Origin of the sequence: Comamonas sp. GB3 AK4-5, from assembly GCF_041320665.1 — a bacterium.
Classification (GTDB): Bacteria; Pseudomonadota; Gammaproteobacteria; order Burkholderiales; family Burkholderiaceae_C; genus Comamonas.
In genome coordinates this window covers 3,640,462-3,657,868 of sequence record NZ_CP166730.1, presented here as the reverse complement: position 1 = coordinate 3,657,868, position 17,407 = coordinate 3,640,462, and the positions used below count along the sequence as shown (strand labels likewise).

Genomic DNA, 17,407 nt, shown 5'->3' with positions numbered 1-17,407 from the left:
TGTGTCATTGCCTGGGGCGTTGAGTGGGCGCCTCAGCGAATGTCAGCGCTTTTTCACGTAGTAGATGCCGGTCAGCACCAGCAGCCAGGGCAGGCCAAAGGCCAGGGTCAGGCGGAACTCCGGCGTGAAGGCCGTGGTGAGCAGCACAGCCCCCATCAACAGCGCGCCCAGCAGCGTCAGCCATGGAAAGCCCCACATGCGAAACGGTACAGGGGCCGCGCCATCGCGTGTGCGGCGGCGGCGAAAGGCCAGGTGGGTGACGAAAACCATGAACCAGGCAAACATGGCGCCGAACATGGCGATCGACATCATCCAGACAAAGGATTCCTTGGGCCAGAAGGCGTTGATGAACATGGCCACGGCCGCGCCCAGGCTGGACACCAGGATGGAGGCCACGGGCACGCCGTTGGCATTGGTGATGCCGAACACGCGCGGGGCCTGTTGGGCGCGGGCCAGGCTGAACATCATGCGCGAGGTGGTGTAGAGCTGGCTGTTCATGGCCGACAGCGCGGCCACCAGCACCACAAAGTTCAGCACGCCGGCGGCAAAGGGAATGTCCAGCACCTGCATCACACGCACGAATGGGCTGGTTTGCGTGGCGGCATCGGTCCAGGGCACGATGGCCAGCATCAGCGCCAGCGTCAGCAGATAGAAAAGCACCAGACGCAGTACCGTGGTCTTCATCGCGGTCTGCACGGCCTGCTGCGGATGCTGGGCCTCGCCGGCTGCCACGGCAATGGCCTCCACACCCAGGTAGCTGAACATGGCCACGATCACGCCCAGCCACATGCCCCAGGCACCCTTGGCCCAAAAGCCGCCGCCCAGGCTGTAATTCTCGAAACCGATGCCGGGCGTGGTGGTGCCAAACACCACATAGGCGCCAATCAGCACAAAGGCCACAATGGCCGCCACCTTGATGGCCGAAAAACCATATTCCACCGCGCCATAGACCTTGACGCTGCGCAGGTTCACGCCGATCAAAATGGCCGAGAAGATGCCCACCCAGACCCATTGGGGCACGTCCTTGAACCAATAGGCCATGTACATGCCCACGGCCGTGACCTCCATGCCCACGGCCAGCACCAGGGCGGCCCAGTAGGCATAGCGCAGCACAAAGCCGGCCAGCGGGCCCAGGTAGTACTCGGCATAGGCGCCGAAGGAGCCGGAGGTGGGGTGGGCCACCGTCATCTCGCCCAGGCAGCCAATCAAGAGCAGGGCGATGAAGGCGCCAATGGCGTAGCTGACCAGCACGGCTGGACCGGCAAAGCCGATGGCAAAGGCGCTGCCCATGAACAGGCCTGTACCCACGGCGCCGCCGATGGCAATCATCACCATCTGGGCGCTGGTCAGGTGCTGCTTCAGACCAGTCTCGCGTTGTTGGATATCGTGGAAGTCGGCCATGCGCCCCAAAGTCCTGTTGCTGAAAAAACCAGCAAGTATCGCAGCGATCGTGGCGGGCGATGTGGGGGGCGTGCAATCCCGAGGGCAGTATCAGGGGCTAGGGGGGCAATTCGCGCCCAGCGCGTAGCGCCCCGGCGTGAGCGCATGGTGGGCCTTGAAGCTGCGCTGCAAATGGGCCTGGTCGGCAAAGCCCATGCTGTGGGCCGCATCGGCCAGGGCCGCGCCCTGGGCCAGCAGGCGGCGGGCGCCGTTGAGGCGCAGGTTCAGGCGATAAGCACCGGGGGTGACGCCGGTGGCGGCCTTGAAGTGGCGGATAAAGCGCGAAGCACTCATGCCGCAGGCCTGGGCCAGTGATGCGACGGTGGTGTCGGCCTGCGGCTGCGCATGCAGCTGCTCCACGGCGTGGCGTATGGCCTGATTGCTTGCAATGGCTTGCGCGGGAATGGATTGATCGTCCACCTCTGCGTTGGCGCGCAGAAAGCTCAGTAGCAATGACGTGTGTGCGGCAATGTCGTCTGCGGCCGCCAGCGGTTGGCAAAGCTGGTGCGCAATGTCGGAGCTGGCGGCGTCATGCAGCGCGCGTGCGGGAAAGCGCAGGGCGGGAAGCTGCAGCTGCGCATGCAGCCAGTCGGCTTTCACAAACAGCATGCGATAGGACCAGTGGGTGATCTCATCCGGGTTGCAGGCATGCCAGCGGCCGGGCTCGATCAACACCACGCTGCCCTGGCGCACGCGCTCGGGCCCATCAGCATGGCTGAACAAGGCCTGGCCTCCGTCGATGATGCCGATTGAGTACTCATCGTGTGCATGCAGGCGAAAGCAATGCGGTGAAGACAGGCTCACGCGCAGCTCCAGCCATGGGGCCTGTGGATGGCGGTGAAATTGGTGAACCTGTGATGGGAGCTGCTTCATGGTGGCGCTCGCGTCAATGAGCGGCCGGCACATCATGCCAGCATGCCCAGCACGCTGCCCACCAGCAGCGCGGCCAGCAGTCCGTGCAGGGCGCGCTGGCGCCGGGCAGAGGTCAACCAGCGCACCAGGGCCCGCCCCAGCACGGCCCAACAGCCCACACCCAGCAGGCAGGCCAGCAGGGACACGGCGCACAGCAGGCCCAGGGCCGTCAGGGGCGTGGAGGCATGCGGCAGCACAAACACCCCCACGGCCGACAGGGCGAACAGCCAGGCCTTGGGGTTGAGCGTTTGCACCGCCACGCCCTGGCCAAAGGCTTGCCAGGAGCTGGGGGGCGCCTGGTCCGGGTCTGAGGTCTGCGGGCCCACAGGCGCGCGTGCCAGCTTCCAGGCCAGCCACAGCAGATAGGCTGCGCACAGCCATTGGCCGCTGCGGGCCAGCCGGGGCAGCAACTGTTGCAATTGGGTGGCGCCCAGGCCCATGGTAGCCACCACGCCCACATAGCTGAGGCTGGCGCCCAGCACATACAGCAAGGCCTGGCGCTGCGCGCCCTGGCTGCCATGGCGCAGGGCCAGCACATTGACGGGGCCGGGCGTGATGGCGCCCACCAGGGCAAAGCTGGCCATGGGCAGCAAAGAGGTAAAAAGCAGGGAGAGGTCTTTCACAAGGCCGCACTGTGGCCCTTGCTGCGCCCTCTGTATTGAACGCAATTGCGCGGAGGATGGTGGCTCGGGCCATCTCATGGCCTTGTGTATGAAACGGACGTGTTCCAAGCCAGAGACAGCGAGCAAGGGCCGCCCCTTATGCTGCGCTGTCGTCCCCCTGCCCGCGAGCGCAGCAAGCGAAGAGCGGGGGGAAGGCGCCAAAGGCGACTCAGAGCGTGTTCAAAGTCTCCTGAGCAAGAGCCCCAAGAACGCCAGATGGACGAACTGCAAGCTGGTGTTGAGCCAACGCTCGCAGTTTTTCCACAACCTCCTGTTCTTCTCCAGCCAGGCGAAGCTGCGCTCCACTACCCAGCGCTTGGGCATGACCTTGAAGCTGTGCATCTCGCTTCTCTTGGCGATTTGCACCGTCACGTGCTCGCCCAGAATCTCTTGTACGCCCTGCGCAAAGGGCTGGCCCACGTAGCCGCTGTCGCACAGCACGCCTTGCACTCGCCCCAACGTCCGCTTACAGCGCTGCAGGGCCTGCAGGGCACCTTTGCGGTCCGTTACCTCGGCCGTGGTCACCGCAATGGCATGTGGCAGCCCCTGCGTGTCCACCGCAATGTGGCGCTTGATCCCACAGACCTTCTTGCCCGCGTCATAGCCCTTCAGCCCCGCCGTGTCCGTGTTCTTCACGCTCTGCGCGTCGATGATCAAGAACGCGCTGCATGCGTTGCGCCCCAGTTTCTCGCGGGCCGCGCCAACCTGATTTTTTTAAAGCCTGCTCCAGCAGGCTGCCTTCCTCGCGGGGCTCGCTCCAGATCGCCCAGTACGAATGCACCGTGCGCCACTTGGGAAAGTCGCTGGGCAGCGCTCGCCACTGGCAGCCCGTGCGCAGCAGATACAGCACGGCGCAGAACACCTCGTAAAGCTCCACCTTGCGTGGGGCCGTCCTTTTGCGCGCACTCTCCAGCATTGGCCGGATCACTTCGAACTGCTCGCGCTTGATATCGCTGGGGTAGCCTTTTCTCATCCTGCGAGCTTCTCACATCTGGCGAGACTTTGAACACGTTCTCAGGGGAGTGTCTTGAGACCCACGCGCAGCCGCACGCGGTTGCAGGCGTCCGAGCCCATGGCGAATTCCCTGCAGGGCGAGGGGCGCCATTCGTAAATGCCGCAATGGGCTTTCTCACCCACAGTGCCCACCAGGGCGGCGCAGCGTGGTCGGGCGTAGTCGGTGCCGCGCATGCGGCAGGTGAAATCATTCACCTCCTCGGCCAGGCCTGTGGGCACCGGGCCACCCATGGCCTCGGACTCGTGGACGGAAAAATCCACACGAAAGGCCGCGCAGCAGGCGCCGCAGGCAAGGCAGGGATGGCTCATGGGGGAGGCAGAAAAAGAGTGGGGCGGAATTCTCGCCGGAAAATGCGGGCTGCGCATGGGGACGGTCGCAGCGCGTGAGCGTGCGCTGGCAAAGTCCCCGTGGCCCGCTCTGGTTCCGCTGTGCAATAGCAGGGGAGAGAACGGAAAATAAGAATCAAAATCAGTAAAATCCGGTATGCAAACCCTTTCTTCGGCAGCACCACAAACGGCGGCCTCCGCTGCGAATTCCAGCCCCGCCGCCGCTGTGCTTGGGCTGGACCGTCTGGCGCCCCGCGTGCCCGCCCGTGTGGTCGACCTGGCCCCTGCCACCACCCCAGAAGAGCAGGAGCTGCTGCTGCGTTTGATGGAGATTGGTTTTTTGCCAGGTGAGTCGGTGTGCATTGTGGCCACCGGCTTTCCCGGGCCCGATCCCCTGGCCGTGCGCGTGGGCCAGGCCCGGTTTGCGCTGCGCCGCCATGAGGCCTCCAAGGTGCTGGTGCAGGTGGAGGCTCAGCCATGAACGCACGCGAATCCCAGATCGTGCTGGACAAAACCGCTTCCGCTGCGAGTGAACAGGCCCCGCTGCGCGCCGCGCTGCTGGGCAATCCCAACTGCGGCAAGACGGCCTTGTTCAATCTCTTGACCGGTGCACGCCAGAAAGTGGCCAACTACGCCGGCGTGACGGTGGAGCGCAAGGAAGGCTGGCTGAACACCCCGGCCAAACGCCGCGTGCGTTTGCTGGACCTGCCGGGCACCTACAGCCTGGATGCCCACAGCGAGGACGAGCGCATCACGCGCGACATCGTTACCGGCGCCCATGGGCGCGAGGCACCGCCCGAGCTGCTGATCTGTGTGACCGATGCCACCCATTTGCGTCTGAACCTGCGCCTGGTGCTGGAGGCCCGCGCCCTGGGCTTGCCTATGCTGCTGGTGCTGAACATGAGCGATATGGCCCGCCGCCAGGGCTTGCAGATCGACACAGCCCAGCTCAGCGCGCTGCTGGGTGTGCCCGTGGTGGAGAGCGTGGGCATTCACCAGGCCGGCGCCAGGGAGTTGCTGGCCTGGCTGGACAGCGAGGCTGCTTACGCATTGCGGCCGCCTGTGGTGGCAGAAGGCCAGTTCACGCCCGCCGTGGGCCGCAACACGCGCGAGCAACTGCTGGCCCTGCACCAGCAGGTGGCGGACATCATGCGCGCCGCGGTGCAAGAGCCCGCCATGCCCACACAGCGCGATGACCGCATCGACGCCGTGGTGCTGCACCCGCTGTGGGGCAGTTTGCTGCTGATGGCCACGCTGTTTTTGATCTTTCAGGCCGTGTTCAGCTGGGCTGCGCCCTTGATGGATGGCATAGAGGTCGGCGTGGCCCATGCGGGTGCATGGTTGGCGGGTGTGCTGCCCGAAGGCGCGCTGCGCAGCCTGCTGGTGGAGGGTGTGATTGCGGGCACCGGCGCGGTGCTGGTGTTTTTGCCGCAGATTCTGATTCTGTTCTTCTTCATCCTGGTGCTGGAAGACTCGGGCTATCTGCCGCGCGCCGCCTTTTTGCTGGACCGCATCATGGGCACGGTGGGCCTGTCGGGCCGTTCCTTCATCCCGCTGCTGTCCAGCTTTGCCTGCGCCGTGCCGGGCATCATGGCCACGCGCTCCATCCCCAGCTGGCGTGACCGCCTGCTGACCATCATGATTGCCCCGCTGATGACCTGCTCGGCGCGGCTGCCGGTGTATGCGCTCCTGATTGCGGCCTTCATCCCGGACCGCACGGTGGGCGCGGTTTTCAATCTGCAGGGTCTGGTGTTGTTTGCGCTGTATGTGGGCGGCATTGCCAGTGCCATGGCCGTGGCCTGGGTGGCCCAGTTGGGCCGCAGCAAGCTGGCGCGCACCCCGCTGCTGATGGAGTTGCCTTCCTACCGCTGGCCCAGTCTGCGCAGCCTGGCCCTGGGCCTGTACGAGCGCGCCATGATCTTTTTGCGCCGTGTGGGCGGCATTATTTTGACGGTGAGCATCGTGCTGTGGTTTCTGGCCAGCTACCCCGGTGCGCCCGAGGGCATTACCGAAGGTGCGATCCGCTACAGCTATGCCGGCCAGATCGGCCAGTGGATGGAACTGGTGCTGGAGCCCATCGGCTTTAACTGGCAGATCGCCATTGCCCTGGTGCCGGCCATGGCTGCGCGCGAGGTGGCTGTGAGCGCCCTGGGCACGGTGTATGCGCTGTCGGCCACGGGCGACGATGTGGCCGAGCAACTGGGTGTATTGATCGCGGGCAGCTGGTCGCTGGCCACGGCGCTGTCCTTGCTGGTGTGGTTTGTGTTTGCGCCGCACTGCATCTCCACCCTGGCCATGGTCAAGCGTGAAACCAATGGCTGGCGTTACCCGTTGATCATGGCGGGCTATCTGTTTGGGCTGGCGTATCTGGCCAGTTTTATTACCTACCGCGTGGCCCTGGCTTTGGGGTGGTAGCGAAGGAGCGTGTGATGTGGCAAGACATTCTGGTGGGTGTGATCGTGGCTGCCGCCGTGCTGTCGCTGTTATGGCGTTATCTGCCGCAGCGTTGGCGCCAGCAGGCCGGGCGCTTGCACCCGGCGCTGGCGCCCAAGACCAGTGCGGGTGCTTGTGGTGGCTGTAGCGCTTGCGGCGGTGATAGCTGCTCCAGCAGCATGCGTAAGAGCTGAACCTATGGGCTGTGGTTGGGCATGAATCACTCCTGATTAGATACTTGTCTCAGGCACTGTTGTGAAGTGATGTTCCGAAGCCGGGAATTCGCCCCGGCGGGCGACCTACCTTCTTGCTCGCACAAGAAGGTAGGCGAAGTTCACGCTTGCGTGGGGCGGAACTTATATGGCGTACCCATGTAAGTGGAGACCAATGCGCCCCTGCTATCCCCGTCCCCAGCGCTGTCGCGCCGGGGCAACCTGCGTCACCCATCACACAGGGCCTGCCGCAGAACTCTCTGCGCGCTTTCGGCGCTCCGCTCGAACAGCCGCGGGATGAAGCATGGCTGTCCTACGGCAGCCATGCGGCCCTGTGTGCTGTGCGCCGCAGGCGTGTATAGAAGGGGGAACAACCGCAGTGCCAGCAGTGTGACGAAGCACCGGGCATTGAGTGAGGGTTTGGAGATAGGGTTCGCCAGTAGCGCCGTCCACGCATGGCAGGTATTCGGTTCCCGCCTTCCCCCTTTTGCCCATGGCTCGGCGCGCAGAGCCCGGGGCGGGCAGCTGCGCCGAAGGACACAGCTGCTTCGTGGTCTGACTCGCCGCGGTTGTTCGAGTGAAGCGGCTATGCCGCGCAGCGAGTTCTGCGGCGCCGCCCTGGGATGGAGCACCGAGCTTGCCCGAAGCGAAGCGCAGGGACATGGGCAGCAGGGGCGTGTTCTTTTGGCTACTTTGCTTGCACGAGCAAGAAAAGTAGCTCGCCTGCCGGGGCGAGTCCCGGCCTCAGAACGTCATGTCCGCGCAGCAGTGCAACTCGGAGTGAAGCTTCATCTGAGGCAGATCGCTAATCAGGTTACGCCGCCAACTGCCAGTGCGCCACCTCGTCCTCATCCAGTGCCACCAAGCCAAACTTGGCGCGGGTGTCATGGCAGCCATAGGAGGCAAAGGGAAAGTCGCGACAGGGGCGTGAGCGTTGCTCGTAGATGCCGCAGCCCACACAGCCTTCGCCCAGTTGGGGTAGCTCGGCCAGCGCGGCGCAGCGTACGGGGTGTTGCTGCGTACCATTCATGCGGGCGCGGTTGCCATTGCCCGGCACCTCGTGGGCCAGGTGGTCGGGCACACTGCCGCCCATGGATTGCAGCTCGTAAATGGAAAACTCCACGCGGTAATTGGTGCAGCAAACGCCGCAGCGCAGGCAGGGGTGTACGGAGTCGGACATGGGGTCGCTTCAGGTCAAGAGGGCACTCACAGCGGGCCGCGCTTTCCGCAAGGGAAAGGCAGCCCGCACCAGGAAACAAAGCGGGGCAAAGCCCCGGACCTGAAGTCCCTAGGTATGACCTTGAAGCAGCTTCAGATAGAAGCTGTGGATGCGCACATACAGCGCGCGCACCTGGGCCGCAAAGCGTTTGCGTGGCCCGAAGAAGGAGGGCACGCGGCTATGGCGTGCCACATGCGGCTGGCGCAGGGCCAGCAGGCCACCGCAGTAGCCGTAACGCGCATCGCCCACGCTGTTCAGGCTGGGGCGGCGCGGACACAAAAACACCGCCAACCGGCGCAAGGCCTGTTGGCGGTGTGGGGATGTGCTGGGACTCAGTTGCATGGGTGAAGTGATGCGGATGAGCCCAGACATGGAAGAGCGGCCGGATTAGTCCGGTTGGCGACCCAGCAGCAGATATTCCATGAGTGCCTTTTGCACGTGCATGCGGTTTTCCGCCTCGTCCCAGACCACGGATTGGGGGCCGTCGATGACGTCGGCCTCCACTTCCTCACCGCGGTGGGCGGGCAGGCAGTGCATGAACAGGGCGTCGCCCTTGGCCGCGGCCATCATTTCGGCGTCCACGCACCAGTCGGCAAAGGCCTTGCGACGGGCCTCGTTCTCGGCCTCGTAGCCCATGCTGGTCCAGACATCGGTGGTCACCAGATCGGCGCCCTTGCAGGCTTCGAGCGGGTCTTTGAACACCTGGTAGCAGTCCGCATGCACGGGCTTGCCGTTGAAGGCCAGCTGCTCGTCCACCTCATAGCCGCCGGGGGTGCTGAGATGCACCTTGAAGCCCAGCAGATCGGCCGCCTGCAGCCAGGTGTTGGCCATGTTGTTGCCGTCGCCCACCCAGGCCACCACCTTGCCCTTGATGGAGCCGCGGTGTTCGATGAAGGTGAAGATGTCGGCCAGGATCTGGCAGGGGTGGAATTCGTTGGTCAGGCCGTTGATGACGGGCACGCGCGAGTACTCGGCAAAGCGCTCGAGCTTGTCCTGGCCGAAGGTGCGGATCATCACCAGGTCGGTCATGCGGCTGATGACGCGGGCGCTGTCCTCGATGGGCTCGGCGCGGCCCAGCTGGCTGTCGCCCGTGGTCAGGTGCACCACCGAGCCACCCAACTGGTACATGCCGGCCTCAAAGCTGACACGCGTGCGCGTGCTGGCCTTCTCGAAGATCATGGCCATGGTGCGGTCGGTCAAGCTGTGGTGCTTTTCGTAGCCCTTGAACTTTTTCTTGATCAGGGCCGCACGGGCCAGCAGGTAGCCGTACTCGTCGGCTGTGAAGTCGCTGAATTGCAGGTAATGCTTCATACAGTCATTTTCCACGGAATTCAGTCGGCCAGCACGGCCTGGACCAGGGGCTTGAGGCGGGCGACGATTTCATCGGCTTCGGCCACGCTCAGAATCAGCGGCGGCACGATGCGGATCACGGTGTCGGAGGTGACGCTGATCAAGAGGCCTGCTTCGGCCGCCTGGCCAATCAGCTGGCCGCAGGGCTTGGACAGCTCCACGCCAATGATCAGGCCCTGGCCGCGCACGTCGATCACGCCGGGGATGCTGCCCAGCTCGGACTGCAGCTTGGCCTTGAGGTGGGCACCCACGGCGACCGTGTGCTCCAGCAGCTTGTCCTCTTCCATGATCTTCAGGGTTTCCACACCGGCCCGCATGGCCAGGGGGTTGCCGCCAAAGGTGGAGCCGTGGTTGCCCGGCTGCAGCACGTTCGCTGCCTTGCCATGGGCCACGATGGCGCCCACGGGCACGCCCGAGCCCAAACCCTTGGCCAGGGTCATCACGTCCGGCACGATGCCTGCCCACTGGTGGGCAAACCATTTTCCGGTGCGGCCTATGCCGGTCTGCACCTCGTCCAGCACCATCAGCCATTCATTGGCGTCGCACAGGGCACGCACATCTTTCAGGTAATCGGCGCGCATGGGGTGCAGGCCGCCTTCACCCTGGATGGGCTCCATCATCACGGCGACGATGTTGGGGTTACCGGCCGTGGCGGCCTTGAGCGCTTCGATGTCGTTGGGGGCGACACGGATGAAGCCCTCCAGCAGCGGGCCAAAGCCGTTGCGCACCTTGGGGTTGCTGGTGGCGGCCATGGTGGCCATGGAGCGGCCGTGGAAAGCGTGGTCATAGACCACGATCACGGGGTTGGCAATGCCCTTGTCCACACCGTACTTGCGGGCGATCTTGATGGCGGCTTCGTTGGCTTCCAGGCCGGTGCTGCAGAAGAAGACATTCGTCATCTTGGCGCGCTCGGTCAGCAACTGGGCCAGCGCTTCCTGACCAGGCACATGGTAGTAGTTGCTGGTGTGGATGAGCTTGGTGAGCTGGTCTTGCAGCGCGGGCACCAGCTTGGGATGGTTGTGGCCCAGGGTGTTGACGGCGATGCCGCCCAGACCGTCCAGGTATTCCTTGCCATTCACATCCCACACGCGGCAGCCTTGGCCTCGTTCCAGCGCGATGGGCACGCGGCCGTAGGTGTGCATGACGTGGGGCGAGGTTGCCTCGATGTGAGCGGACATGAAAACTCTCCTGACAAAGCGGTAATAGCGTGAATCCTGGCGCGTGTCTTGTGGGGTTCGCAGCCAGGGGGTGAAGATATGCACATGGCTTTTTTGCAGATGCGGGCAGGCCAGGCATATATTCCAAGCCCGATTCTAGGGGGACGGTGCAGCGGGAAAGTTGAGGATTGCGCATCACAGCCATGCGAACGCACCCATGGTCTGGTCGGGTAGTCACAGGGAGATGCGGGTAAGTCTTGTATAAGAATTAAAATGTGAGGCTTGGCGCACCGGTGGCGATCCTGCAGCTGTGGCCTGTCTCACTAAGAAACCTCTCCGATGGCCTCCCCTTCTTCCAAAGAATTGTTCATCCAGGGTGTCACCCTGGAGGGTAAAACCTTCCGCCCCAGCGATTGGGCGGAGCGCTTGGCGGGGGTCATGAGCCAGTTTCGTCCTGGTGGCGCCACGCCTGGCAGCCACCTGAGCTATTCACCCTGGTGCGTGCCGACCTCCATCAACGGCATCAAGTGCGTCATCATCCACTCCGACTTGCGCGACTACGAGCCCATGGCCTGGGACTTTGTGCTGAACTTTGCCAAGGACAACCAGCTGCAAGTCGCCGAGGCCTGTTTGATTCCGGATGCGCCGGCCAAGGGATGAGCGCCGCGTAGCCATGCAAAAGCTTCCGCCAGGAAGCTTTTTTGTTTGGACGAACCTGTCCTGAATGCAGCATGTGCGCGCTGCATAAAACCGGCGCAGTCCAAATCAGAGGTAGCCAGCAAGGGCCAACGCCGGCCGCACTGCCCCGCGGCATGGGCTGCCCCAGCCAAGGCTGCCGTCTCCTTCGCGAAATAGGCGTTCCGAACCCATGGGACGGGCATGCCACCCGGCCTCGAAATAAGACCCTCGCCGTACAAAACTGGCGCGCCCCAAATCAGAGGCAGCCGGCAAGGGCCGCCCAGCCGCAAAGGCTGCCGTCCCCCTCGGAGGGGAAGGCGCGCACTACCTCTGGGGGCGTCAACCCCACCAGCGCGCACGGCGCCAGTGGCCCTGGCGGTAATAGGCCATGGACAGCAGCATGCTGGCCAATGCGCCTATGGGAAAGCTCCACCACAGTGCTTGCTCACCCCACCAGGGCTGCAGCCAGGCGGCCACGGGCAGGCGCACGCCCAGCAGGCCTATGGCCAGGATCAGCAGCGGTATCCAGACCGCGCCGGTGGCGCGCATCACCCCCGACAACACCCAGCTCACGCCCAGCAGCACAAAGGAGCCCAGCACGATGCGGTTGAGATGGCGGGCGGTTTCCAGTGCGGGGCTGCCCGAGGGCAGAAAAAGGGCCAGCACATGGTCATCCAGGGCCAGCACGGCCAGGGTCAGCCCGCCGGTGAGCAGCAGATTGCACAGCAGACCAGCGTACAGGGTGGCGCGCACGCGCTGCCACTGGCCTGCGCCCATGTTCTGTGCAGCCATGGTGGCGCAGGCCGTGCCAATGGCAATGGCCGGCATTTGCACGTAGGTCCACAGCTGCATGGCAGCGCTGTAGGCCGAGGCGGTTTGCATGCCCTGGGCGTTGACCAGGGTCAGCATCAGCACCAGGGTGAGCGATGTCAGCAGCATTTGCAGGCCCATGGGCAGACCCTTGAGGGCCAGTGCCCGCGCAATGGGCCAGCGCGGGCGCAGCAGCCCTGCATCGCCCCGACCCAGCCACAGCGGATGGCGCAGCTTGCGCAGCCAGATGAGCAGGAGCAGCAGGCCACAGCTGTTGGCCAGCAGCGAAGCCAGGGCCGAGCCCGTCATGCCCCAACGCGGCAGCGGGCCCAGGCCAAAGATCAGCAGCGGGTTGAGCAAGGCGTCCAGCAGGGCTACGCCCATCAAAAAGGCAAACGGCGTGCGCGTATCGCCCGTGCCACGCAGCACGGCCGAGGCATAGATGAAGAGCAGCAGCGGTGGCAGGGCCAGAAACATCACGCGCAGATAGCCCACGGCCAGCAGGGCCACGGCCGGATCGGCGCCCATGGCCTGTAGCAGCCAGGGTGACAGCGGCCAGCCAGCGGCACAGATCAGCAGCGAGCCCAGAAGGAACAGGCTGGCACCGGTGCCCGTGACCTCGCGCGCCAGCGCGAGATTGCGTGCCCCCACGGCCTGGGCCACAAGCAGATTGCTGGCCTGGCTGATGCCGAAGAGCAGGGCAATCAAGGCGAACACCAGGTTGTTGGCGTGGGTGGCGGCGGTGAGGGCGGCCTCCCCCAGGTAGCGGCCAATCCAGATGGCATTGATGGAGCCATTGAGCGACTGCAGCACATACCCTCCCAGCAGCGGCAGTGCGAAGTGCAAGAGTGCCGTGCCGATGCTGCCGTGGGTGAGGGAGTGGGGCGATGGAGCCATGGAAGAAGAGAGGGCGCACGCAGTCAGGGCGGTGTCCAGGCCGTGTGAGCGCTGGATGAGCGCGTAAAAAAGCCCTGGCTGGCACGCAAAAAGCCCCGCAGTGCGGGGCTGGGCGCCGGCATCAAGCCGGCGGGGCAGTGATTGCAGGGGTTACAGTGCCTGCATTTCCTTGTTGTGCTGCGTGGGGTTTTGCGGTGCAGCGGCAGGAGCAGGAGTCAGCGCGGGAGCCGCTTCGGTATTTGCGGCAGGGGTTGCTGCCTTTTTGCCCAGATCGACTGGCACATCCACATAGGGCAGGTGCAGGGCGGTGCTGGTCATGCGGCGGATTTCGTTGGTGTAGGCGGCGTCCTCGTTGATCTTGCGGCCGTAGGAGGGCACGATCTGCTGGATGCGTGCCTGCCATTCGCCGGATGCCATCTGCTCGGGGAAGGATTTCTTCATCAGATTCAGCATGATCTGCGGCGCGGTCGAGGCGCCGGGCGAAGCGCCCAGCAGGGCGGCAATGCTGCCGTCCTTGGCGGCTACGATTTCGGTGCCGAACTGCAGCACGGCGCCGTCCTTGGGGTCGCGCTTGATGACTTGCACGCGCTGGCCGGCCGTGATCAAACGCCAGTCTTCACGCTTGGCATTGGGGAAGTACTGGGCCAGCACGGCCTGGCGCTCGTCGTCGGTCAGCTCGGCTTGCTGCACCAGGTATTTGACCAGGTCCAGGTTGTGCACGCCCACGCGCAGCATGCTCACCAGGTTGTCGTGGTTCACCGAGGAGAACAGATCCCACCAGGAGCTGGTCTTCAGGAACTTGGTGGTGGCCAGGGCAAAGGGGCCGAACAGCACGACAGACTGGCCGTCGATGTTGCGTGCGTCCAGGTGGGGCACGGACATGGGGGGGGAGTCGGTGGCCGCAATGCCATAGGCCTTCACGGTGTGGCGGGCTGTCAGCGCAGGGTTCTCAATCGACAGGAACTGGCCGCCCACAGGAAAGCCTGCATAGTCCTTGGATTCGGGAATGCCCGATTTCTGCAGCAGCGTCAGCGCGGCACCACCAGCACCCACGAAGACGAACTTGGCCTTGACCGTCTTTTCCTGGCGGTTGTTGGCCAGGTCGGCCACGGTCACGTTCCAGGTCTTGTCGGCGTTCTGGCGCAGGGCCGTCACCTCGCTTTGCAGCTTCAGGCTGAAGTTCGGTGTTTTTTGCAGCGAGCTGACCAGCTGCTGTGCCCAGGCGCCGTGGTTGACGTCGGTGCCCAGGGGCATATAGGTGGCGGCAACCTTTTGCTTGGGGTCACGGCCTTCGATCATCAAAGGGGCCCACTTCTTGATCTGCGCCTGGTCTTCGGAATATTCCATGCCGTAGAACAAGGGGTTCTGGATCAGGGCTTGCTGGCGCTTGTGCAGGAAATCGATGTTTTCATCGCCCCACAGAAAGCTCATATGGCCGGTGGGGTTGATGAAGGTCTCGGGGGCGCCCAGGTGGCTGCGGCCAATCTGGTGGGCCCAGAACTGGCGCGAGACCTCGAACTGCTCGGCAATGTTCACGGCACGCTTGACGTCTACCGAGCCGTCAGGCAGCTGGGGGGTGTAGTTCAACTCGGCGAAGCCGGAGTGGCCGGTGCCGGCGTTGTTCCAGCCGTTGGAGCTTTCCAGGGCCACGCCGTCCAGGCGCTCGAACACCTCAATCTTCCAGTCGGGCTGCAGCTCTTGCAGATAGGTGGCCAGGGTGGCGCTCATCACACCGGCGCCGACCATCACCACGTCCACGGGTTGTTCGTTCTCGGCTTCGGGGACGGAGCGGGGGAAAAGCGGCCAGTACAGGAACAGTACCGCCGCCACGACCAGCGCCACCAGGGCACCGATGAGGACTTTGAGCGTTTTTTTCATGTTTTTAGCAAGTGGTTGACTGGTAAAAAAAGGCCCGCGATATGTTGCAGGCCTCGGCTACCAAAAATTTTTCTGTTTGACGTGAGTATTATTACTATGTGTTGTTTTTTGATGTGTATCAAACAGTATTTCTTGCTATTGGAGTAGTGATTTTTCTTTTTCCAGAATGCAGGCACAAAAAAACCGCCCGAAGGCGGTTTCTTTGATTCGCTGTCAGCGCACCCGTTGCAAACGGCAGATGGCTTGCGCCATCCGTGCGATGCCTAAGTGGATTAGGCGGCGGCCAAGGCCTTGACCTTAGCGGACAGGCGGCTCTTATCGCGAGCAGCCTTGTTCTTGTGGAAGATGCCCTTGTCGGCGATGGTGTCCAGCACGGACTGTGCCTTGGCAAACAGTTCGGTAGCCTTGGCCTTGTCGCCGGTCAGGACAGCCTTTTCGACGTTCTTGACAGCGGTGCGGTACTTGGAACGCAGCGAGGTGTTTGCAGCGTTCAGCTTGACGTTTTGGCGGGCGCGCTTGCGGCCGGAGGCCAGGCGGGGGTTCTTTTTGGCTTTGGTTGCCATGATGTGTATTCCTTGAGGTGTCTGGGGATGATGTCAGCGAAGCCGAATAGTATAGCACCCCCTGAGGCGCTGTGCGCCGTCCCCTGAAGCAGGGAGGCAAGGGGGCGACAGCCTCGCTGCGGGGCGGCGCGGCCGGCGCAGGCCCTTGCTCGCTTTCCCTGGCCTGGACGCGCCAGTTTTATGCGGCTGTGGCAAAAACAGTTTTTGGAAACACATGGCGCGCGTACCAACGGCAGTCCACAGCCCTGGCGCCGGAAACGGTCCTGGGCTGTCGCTACACTGCCGGGGTGTCACTTTTCAAAGCTGCCTCCATCGTCTCCCTGTTCACGCTGGCTTCCCGCGTCACAGGCCTGCTGCGCGATCTGCTCATGGCGTCCATGTTCGGCGCCAATGCCCTCACGGACGCCTTCAATGTGGCTTTTCGCATTCCCAATCTGTTTCGCAGATTGTTTGCCGAAGGTGCGTTCAGCCAGGCTTTTGTGCCGGTGCTGGCTGCCACCAAAGCCAAGGAAGGCGAGGCCCGCACCCGCGCCCTGATCTCCGATGTCGCCACGGCGCTGTTCTGGGTGCTGCTGCTGGTGTGCGTGCTGGGTGTGCTGGGTGCCCCGCTGCTGGTGTGGTTGCTGGCCAGTGGTCTGGAGCGGGACCGCAGCAGCATGGATGCTGCCGTGCAGATGACGCGCTGGATGTTTCCCTATATAGGCTGCATGTCGCTGGTGGCGTTGTCGGCGGGGGTGCTTAACACCTGGCGGCGCTTTGTGGTGTCGGCGGCCACGCCGGTGTTGCTGAACCTGAGCATGATTGCCGCTGCCTGGTGGCTGGCGCCGTACTTTCAGGCGCGCGGCATCGAGCCTATCTATGCCATGGCGGCGGGTGTGATGGTGGGTGGTGTGCTGCAGCTGGCGGTGCAAATTCCCGCGCTGCGCTCCCTGGGGCTGCTGCCGCGCATTGGCGTGACCTGGGGTGCTGTTCGTCTGGCCTGGAGCGATGCCGGCGTGCGCCGCATTCTGAAGCTGATGGGGCCGGCGTTGCTGGGGGTGGGTGTGGCCCAGATCAGTCTGATGATCAACACCCAGATTGCGTCCCATCTGGCGCCGGGTAGCGTGACCTGGCTGTTTTATGCCGATCGCTTGATGGAGTTTCCCACCGCCTTGCTGGGTGTGGCCCTGGGCGTGGTGCTGACGCCTCAATTGGCGGCAGCCAAGGCCTCGGACGACAGCGAAAAATACTCCGCCATGCTGGACTGGGGTCTGCGTCTGGTGCTGCTGCTGGCTGTGCCCTGTGGCGTGGGGCTGCTGGTGTTTGCCACGCCGCTGGTGGCCACCTTGTTCTATCGCGGCGCGCTGCATGCCAGCGATGTGGGGCAGATTGCCCTGGCGCTGATCGGCTACGGCGTAGGCCTGGTGGGCCTGGTGGCCATCAAGGTGCTGGCGCCCGGCTATTACGCCAGCCAGGACATTCGCACGCCGGTGAAGATTGCGGTCTGTGTGCTGGTGCTGACCCAGCTGTTCAATCTGGTGATGGTGCCCTGGCTGGCCCATGCGGGGTTGGCGCTGTCGATCGGGGTGGCGGCGCTGGTGAATGCGAGCTGGCTTCTTGTAGGACTTATCCGACGTAAGGCCTTTCGTCCAGAGCCGGGTTGGGGCAAACTCTTGATTCAGATCACGGTGGCTGCCTTGCTGTTGGCGGCCTTGCTGTTTTGGTTCTCCCAGGCCTTTGATTGGCTGGCGCTGCCTGAGGGCAAGCGAGCAGGTTTGATGCTGGGTGCGATGGCACTGTCTGCTTGTGTGTACTTCGGGGTGTTGGCGTTGGCAGGGGCACCCCTGAGAAAGCTGCTGCGCCGGTGATCTTGCGG

The 17,407-nt window shown here is 63.9% G+C and carries 17 protein-coding genes; 5 read left to right on the top strand and 12 right to left on the bottom strand.

Going from position 1 to position 17,407, the window contains the following annotated elements; translation table 11 throughout:
* Positions 1-42: 42 nt before the first annotated feature.
* The 5 genes from ACA027_RS16520 to ACA027_RS16500 form a co-directional block, all read right to left on the bottom strand.
* Positions 43-1,401, bottom strand: a complete 1,359-nt coding sequence (locus ACA027_RS16520) for an amino acid permease (protein WP_370679289.1) — start codon at positions 1,399-1,401, stop codon at positions 43-45.
* Between the two features lie 90 nt (positions 1,402-1,491).
* A complete protein-coding gene (locus ACA027_RS16515) occupies positions 1,492-2,313 on the bottom strand; it encodes a helix-turn-helix domain-containing protein (protein WP_370679288.1) in 822 nt (273 codons plus the stop codon).
* 32 nt (positions 2,314-2,345) lie between these two features.
* Positions 2,346-2,936: a LysE family translocator gene (locus ACA027_RS16510; RefSeq protein ID WP_370679287.1), complete on the bottom strand. Its 591-nt coding sequence runs from the start codon at positions 2,934-2,936 to the stop codon at positions 2,346-2,348.
* Positions 2,937-3,194: 258 nt separating this feature from the next.
* Positions 3,195-3,987 (bottom strand): IS5 family transposase gene (locus ACA027_RS16505; protein WP_370679286.1). Its coding sequence is split into 2 segments (ribosomal slippage): positions 3,195-3,729 and positions 3,728-3,987, totalling 795 coding nucleotides; the frame shifts between segments, so codons are not numbered across the junction.
* Positions 3,988-4,028: 41 nt separating this feature from the next.
* Positions 4,029-4,337 carry a YkgJ family cysteine cluster protein gene (locus ACA027_RS16500; RefSeq protein WP_370679285.1) on the bottom strand — a complete coding sequence of 103 codons (309 nt, stop codon included), beginning with the start codon at positions 4,335-4,337 and terminating at the stop codon, positions 4,029-4,031.
* Between the two features lie 175 nt (positions 4,338-4,512).
* Between ACA027_RS16500 and ACA027_RS16495 the strand changes: the two genes are divergently transcribed.
* From ACA027_RS16495 to ACA027_RS16485, 3 genes are read left to right on the top strand one after another with little or no spacing between them, the layout of a single operon-like run.
* Positions 4,513-4,836 carry a ferrous iron transport protein A gene (locus tag ACA027_RS16495; protein WP_370679284.1) on the top strand — a complete coding sequence of 108 codons (324 nt, stop codon included), beginning with the start codon at positions 4,513-4,515 and terminating at the stop codon, positions 4,834-4,836.
* Positions 4,833-6,770: a ferrous iron transporter B gene (locus ACA027_RS16490; protein ID WP_370679283.1), complete on the top strand. Its 1,938-nt coding sequence runs from the start codon at positions 4,833-4,835 to the stop codon at positions 6,768-6,770. The genes ACA027_RS16495 and ACA027_RS16490 overlap by 4 nt, the downstream gene beginning before the upstream one ends.
* 14 nt (positions 6,771-6,784) lie before the next feature.
* Complete coding sequence (locus tag ACA027_RS16485) at positions 6,785-6,982, top strand: hypothetical protein (RefSeq protein ID WP_370679282.1); 198 nt, start codon at positions 6,785-6,787, stop codon at positions 6,980-6,982.
* An 832-nt stretch (positions 6,983-7,814) separates the two neighbouring features.
* On the opposite strand, the gene ACA027_RS16480 is transcribed toward ACA027_RS16485, so the two are convergent.
* From ACA027_RS16480 to ACA027_RS16465, 4 genes are all read right to left on the bottom strand, one after another.
* Entirely contained in the window at positions 7,815-8,180 is a 366-nt protein-coding gene (locus tag ACA027_RS16480; RefSeq protein ID WP_370679281.1) for a YkgJ family cysteine cluster protein, read from the bottom strand.
* A 108-nt stretch (positions 8,181-8,288) separates the two neighbouring features.
* Positions 8,289-8,561, bottom strand: coding sequence for a hypothetical protein (locus ACA027_RS16475; RefSeq protein ID WP_370679280.1), 273 nt, complete (start codon positions 8,559-8,561; stop codon positions 8,289-8,291).
* Positions 8,562-8,606: 45 nt separating this feature from the next.
* Positions 8,607-9,530 (bottom strand): ornithine carbamoyltransferase, encoded by a 924-nt coding sequence (argF, locus tag ACA027_RS16470; protein ID WP_370679279.1) that lies wholly within the window; start codon positions 9,528-9,530, stop codon positions 8,607-8,609.
* Between the two features lie 20 nt (positions 9,531-9,550).
* Entirely contained in the window at positions 9,551-10,747 is a 1,197-nt protein-coding gene (locus tag ACA027_RS16465; RefSeq protein ID WP_370679278.1) for an aspartate aminotransferase family protein, read from the bottom strand.
* A gap of 318 nt (positions 10,748-11,065) precedes the next feature.
* Between ACA027_RS16465 and ACA027_RS16460 the strand changes: the two genes are divergently transcribed.
* The gene (locus tag ACA027_RS16460) at positions 11,066-11,386 is read left to right on the top strand and encodes a DUF3579 domain-containing protein (RefSeq protein ID WP_370679277.1); all 321 of its coding nucleotides are present in this window, start codon (positions 11,066-11,068) and stop codon (positions 11,384-11,386) included.
* A 357-nt stretch (positions 11,387-11,743) separates the two neighbouring features.
* Here the strand turns inward: ACA027_RS16460 and ACA027_RS16455 are convergent, their stop codons facing one another.
* From ACA027_RS16455 to rpsT, 3 genes are all read right to left on the bottom strand, one after another.
* Positions 11,744-13,111, bottom strand: coding sequence for an MATE family efflux transporter (locus ACA027_RS16455; RefSeq protein WP_370679276.1), 1,368 nt, complete (start codon positions 13,109-13,111; stop codon positions 11,744-11,746).
* A gap of 150 nt (positions 13,112-13,261) precedes the next feature.
* On the bottom strand, positions 13,262-14,989 hold the full coding sequence (gene mqo / locus ACA027_RS16450) for a malate dehydrogenase (quinone) (RefSeq protein WP_370679275.1): 1,728 nt from the start codon (positions 14,987-14,989) through the stop codon (positions 13,262-13,264).
* 272 nt (positions 14,990-15,261) lie between these two features.
* The gene (gene rpsT, locus ACA027_RS16445) at positions 15,262-15,552 is read right to left on the bottom strand and encodes a 30S ribosomal protein S20 (RefSeq protein ID WP_066536543.1); all 291 of its coding nucleotides are present in this window, start codon (positions 15,550-15,552) and stop codon (positions 15,262-15,264) included.
* 287 nt (positions 15,553-15,839) lie between these two features.
* On the opposite strand from rpsT, the gene murJ reads away from it, so the two are divergent.
* A complete protein-coding gene (gene murJ / locus ACA027_RS16440) occupies positions 15,840-17,399 on the top strand; it encodes a murein biosynthesis integral membrane protein MurJ (RefSeq protein ID WP_370679274.1) in 1,560 nt (519 codons plus the stop codon).
* Positions 17,400-17,407: the final 8 nt, after the last annotated feature.

What these genes read in the sequence shown, in the direction of transcription:
- ACA027_RS16520 (WP_370679289.1), bottom strand. Translation starts at nt 1,401, where the DNA reads ATGGCCGACTTCCACGATATCCAACAACGCGAGACTGGTCTGAAGCAG.
- ACA027_RS16515 (WP_370679288.1), bottom strand. Translation starts at nt 2,313, where the DNA reads ATGAAGCAGCTCCCATCACAGGTTCACCAATTTCACCGCCATCCACAG.
- ACA027_RS16510 (WP_370679287.1), bottom strand. Translation starts at nt 2,936, where the DNA reads ATGGCCAGCTTTGCCCTGGTGGGCGCCATCACGCCCGGCCCCGTCAAT.
- ACA027_RS16500 (WP_370679285.1), bottom strand. Translation starts at nt 4,337, where the DNA reads ATGAGCCATCCCTGCCTTGCCTGCGGCGCCTGCTGCGCGGCCTTTCGT.
- ACA027_RS16495 (WP_370679284.1), top strand. Translation starts at nt 4,513, where the DNA reads ATGCAAACCCTTTCTTCGGCAGCACCACAAACGGCGGCCTCCGCTGCG.
- ACA027_RS16490 (WP_370679283.1), top strand. Translation starts at nt 4,833, where the DNA reads ATGAACGCACGCGAATCCCAGATCGTGCTGGACAAAACCGCTTCCGCT.
- ACA027_RS16485 (WP_370679282.1), top strand. Translation starts at nt 6,785, where the DNA reads ATGTGGCAAGACATTCTGGTGGGTGTGATCGTGGCTGCCGCCGTGCTG.
- ACA027_RS16480 (WP_370679281.1), bottom strand. Translation starts at nt 8,180, where the DNA reads ATGTCCGACTCCGTACACCCCTGCCTGCGCTGCGGCGTTTGCTGCACC.
- ACA027_RS16475 (WP_370679280.1), bottom strand. Translation starts at nt 8,561, where the DNA reads ATGCAACTGAGTCCCAGCACATCCCCACACCGCCAACAGGCCTTGCGC.
- argF (WP_370679279.1), bottom strand. Translation starts at nt 9,530, where the DNA reads ATGAAGCATTACCTGCAATTCAGCGACTTCACAGCCGACGAGTACGGC.
- ACA027_RS16465 (WP_370679278.1), bottom strand. Translation starts at nt 10,747, where the DNA reads ATGTCCGCTCACATCGAGGCAACCTCGCCCCACGTCATGCACACCTAC.
- ACA027_RS16460 (WP_370679277.1), top strand. Translation starts at nt 11,066, where the DNA reads ATGGCCTCCCCTTCTTCCAAAGAATTGTTCATCCAGGGTGTCACCCTG.
- ACA027_RS16455 (WP_370679276.1), bottom strand. Translation starts at nt 13,111, where the DNA reads ATGGCTCCATCGCCCCACTCCCTCACCCACGGCAGCATCGGCACGGCA.
- mqo (WP_370679275.1), bottom strand. Translation starts at nt 14,989, where the DNA reads ATGAAAAAAACGCTCAAAGTCCTCATCGGTGCCCTGGTGGCGCTGGTC.
- rpsT (WP_066536543.1), bottom strand. Translation starts at nt 15,552, where the DNA reads ATGGCAACCAAAGCCAAAAAGAACCCCCGCCTGGCCTCCGGCCGCAAG.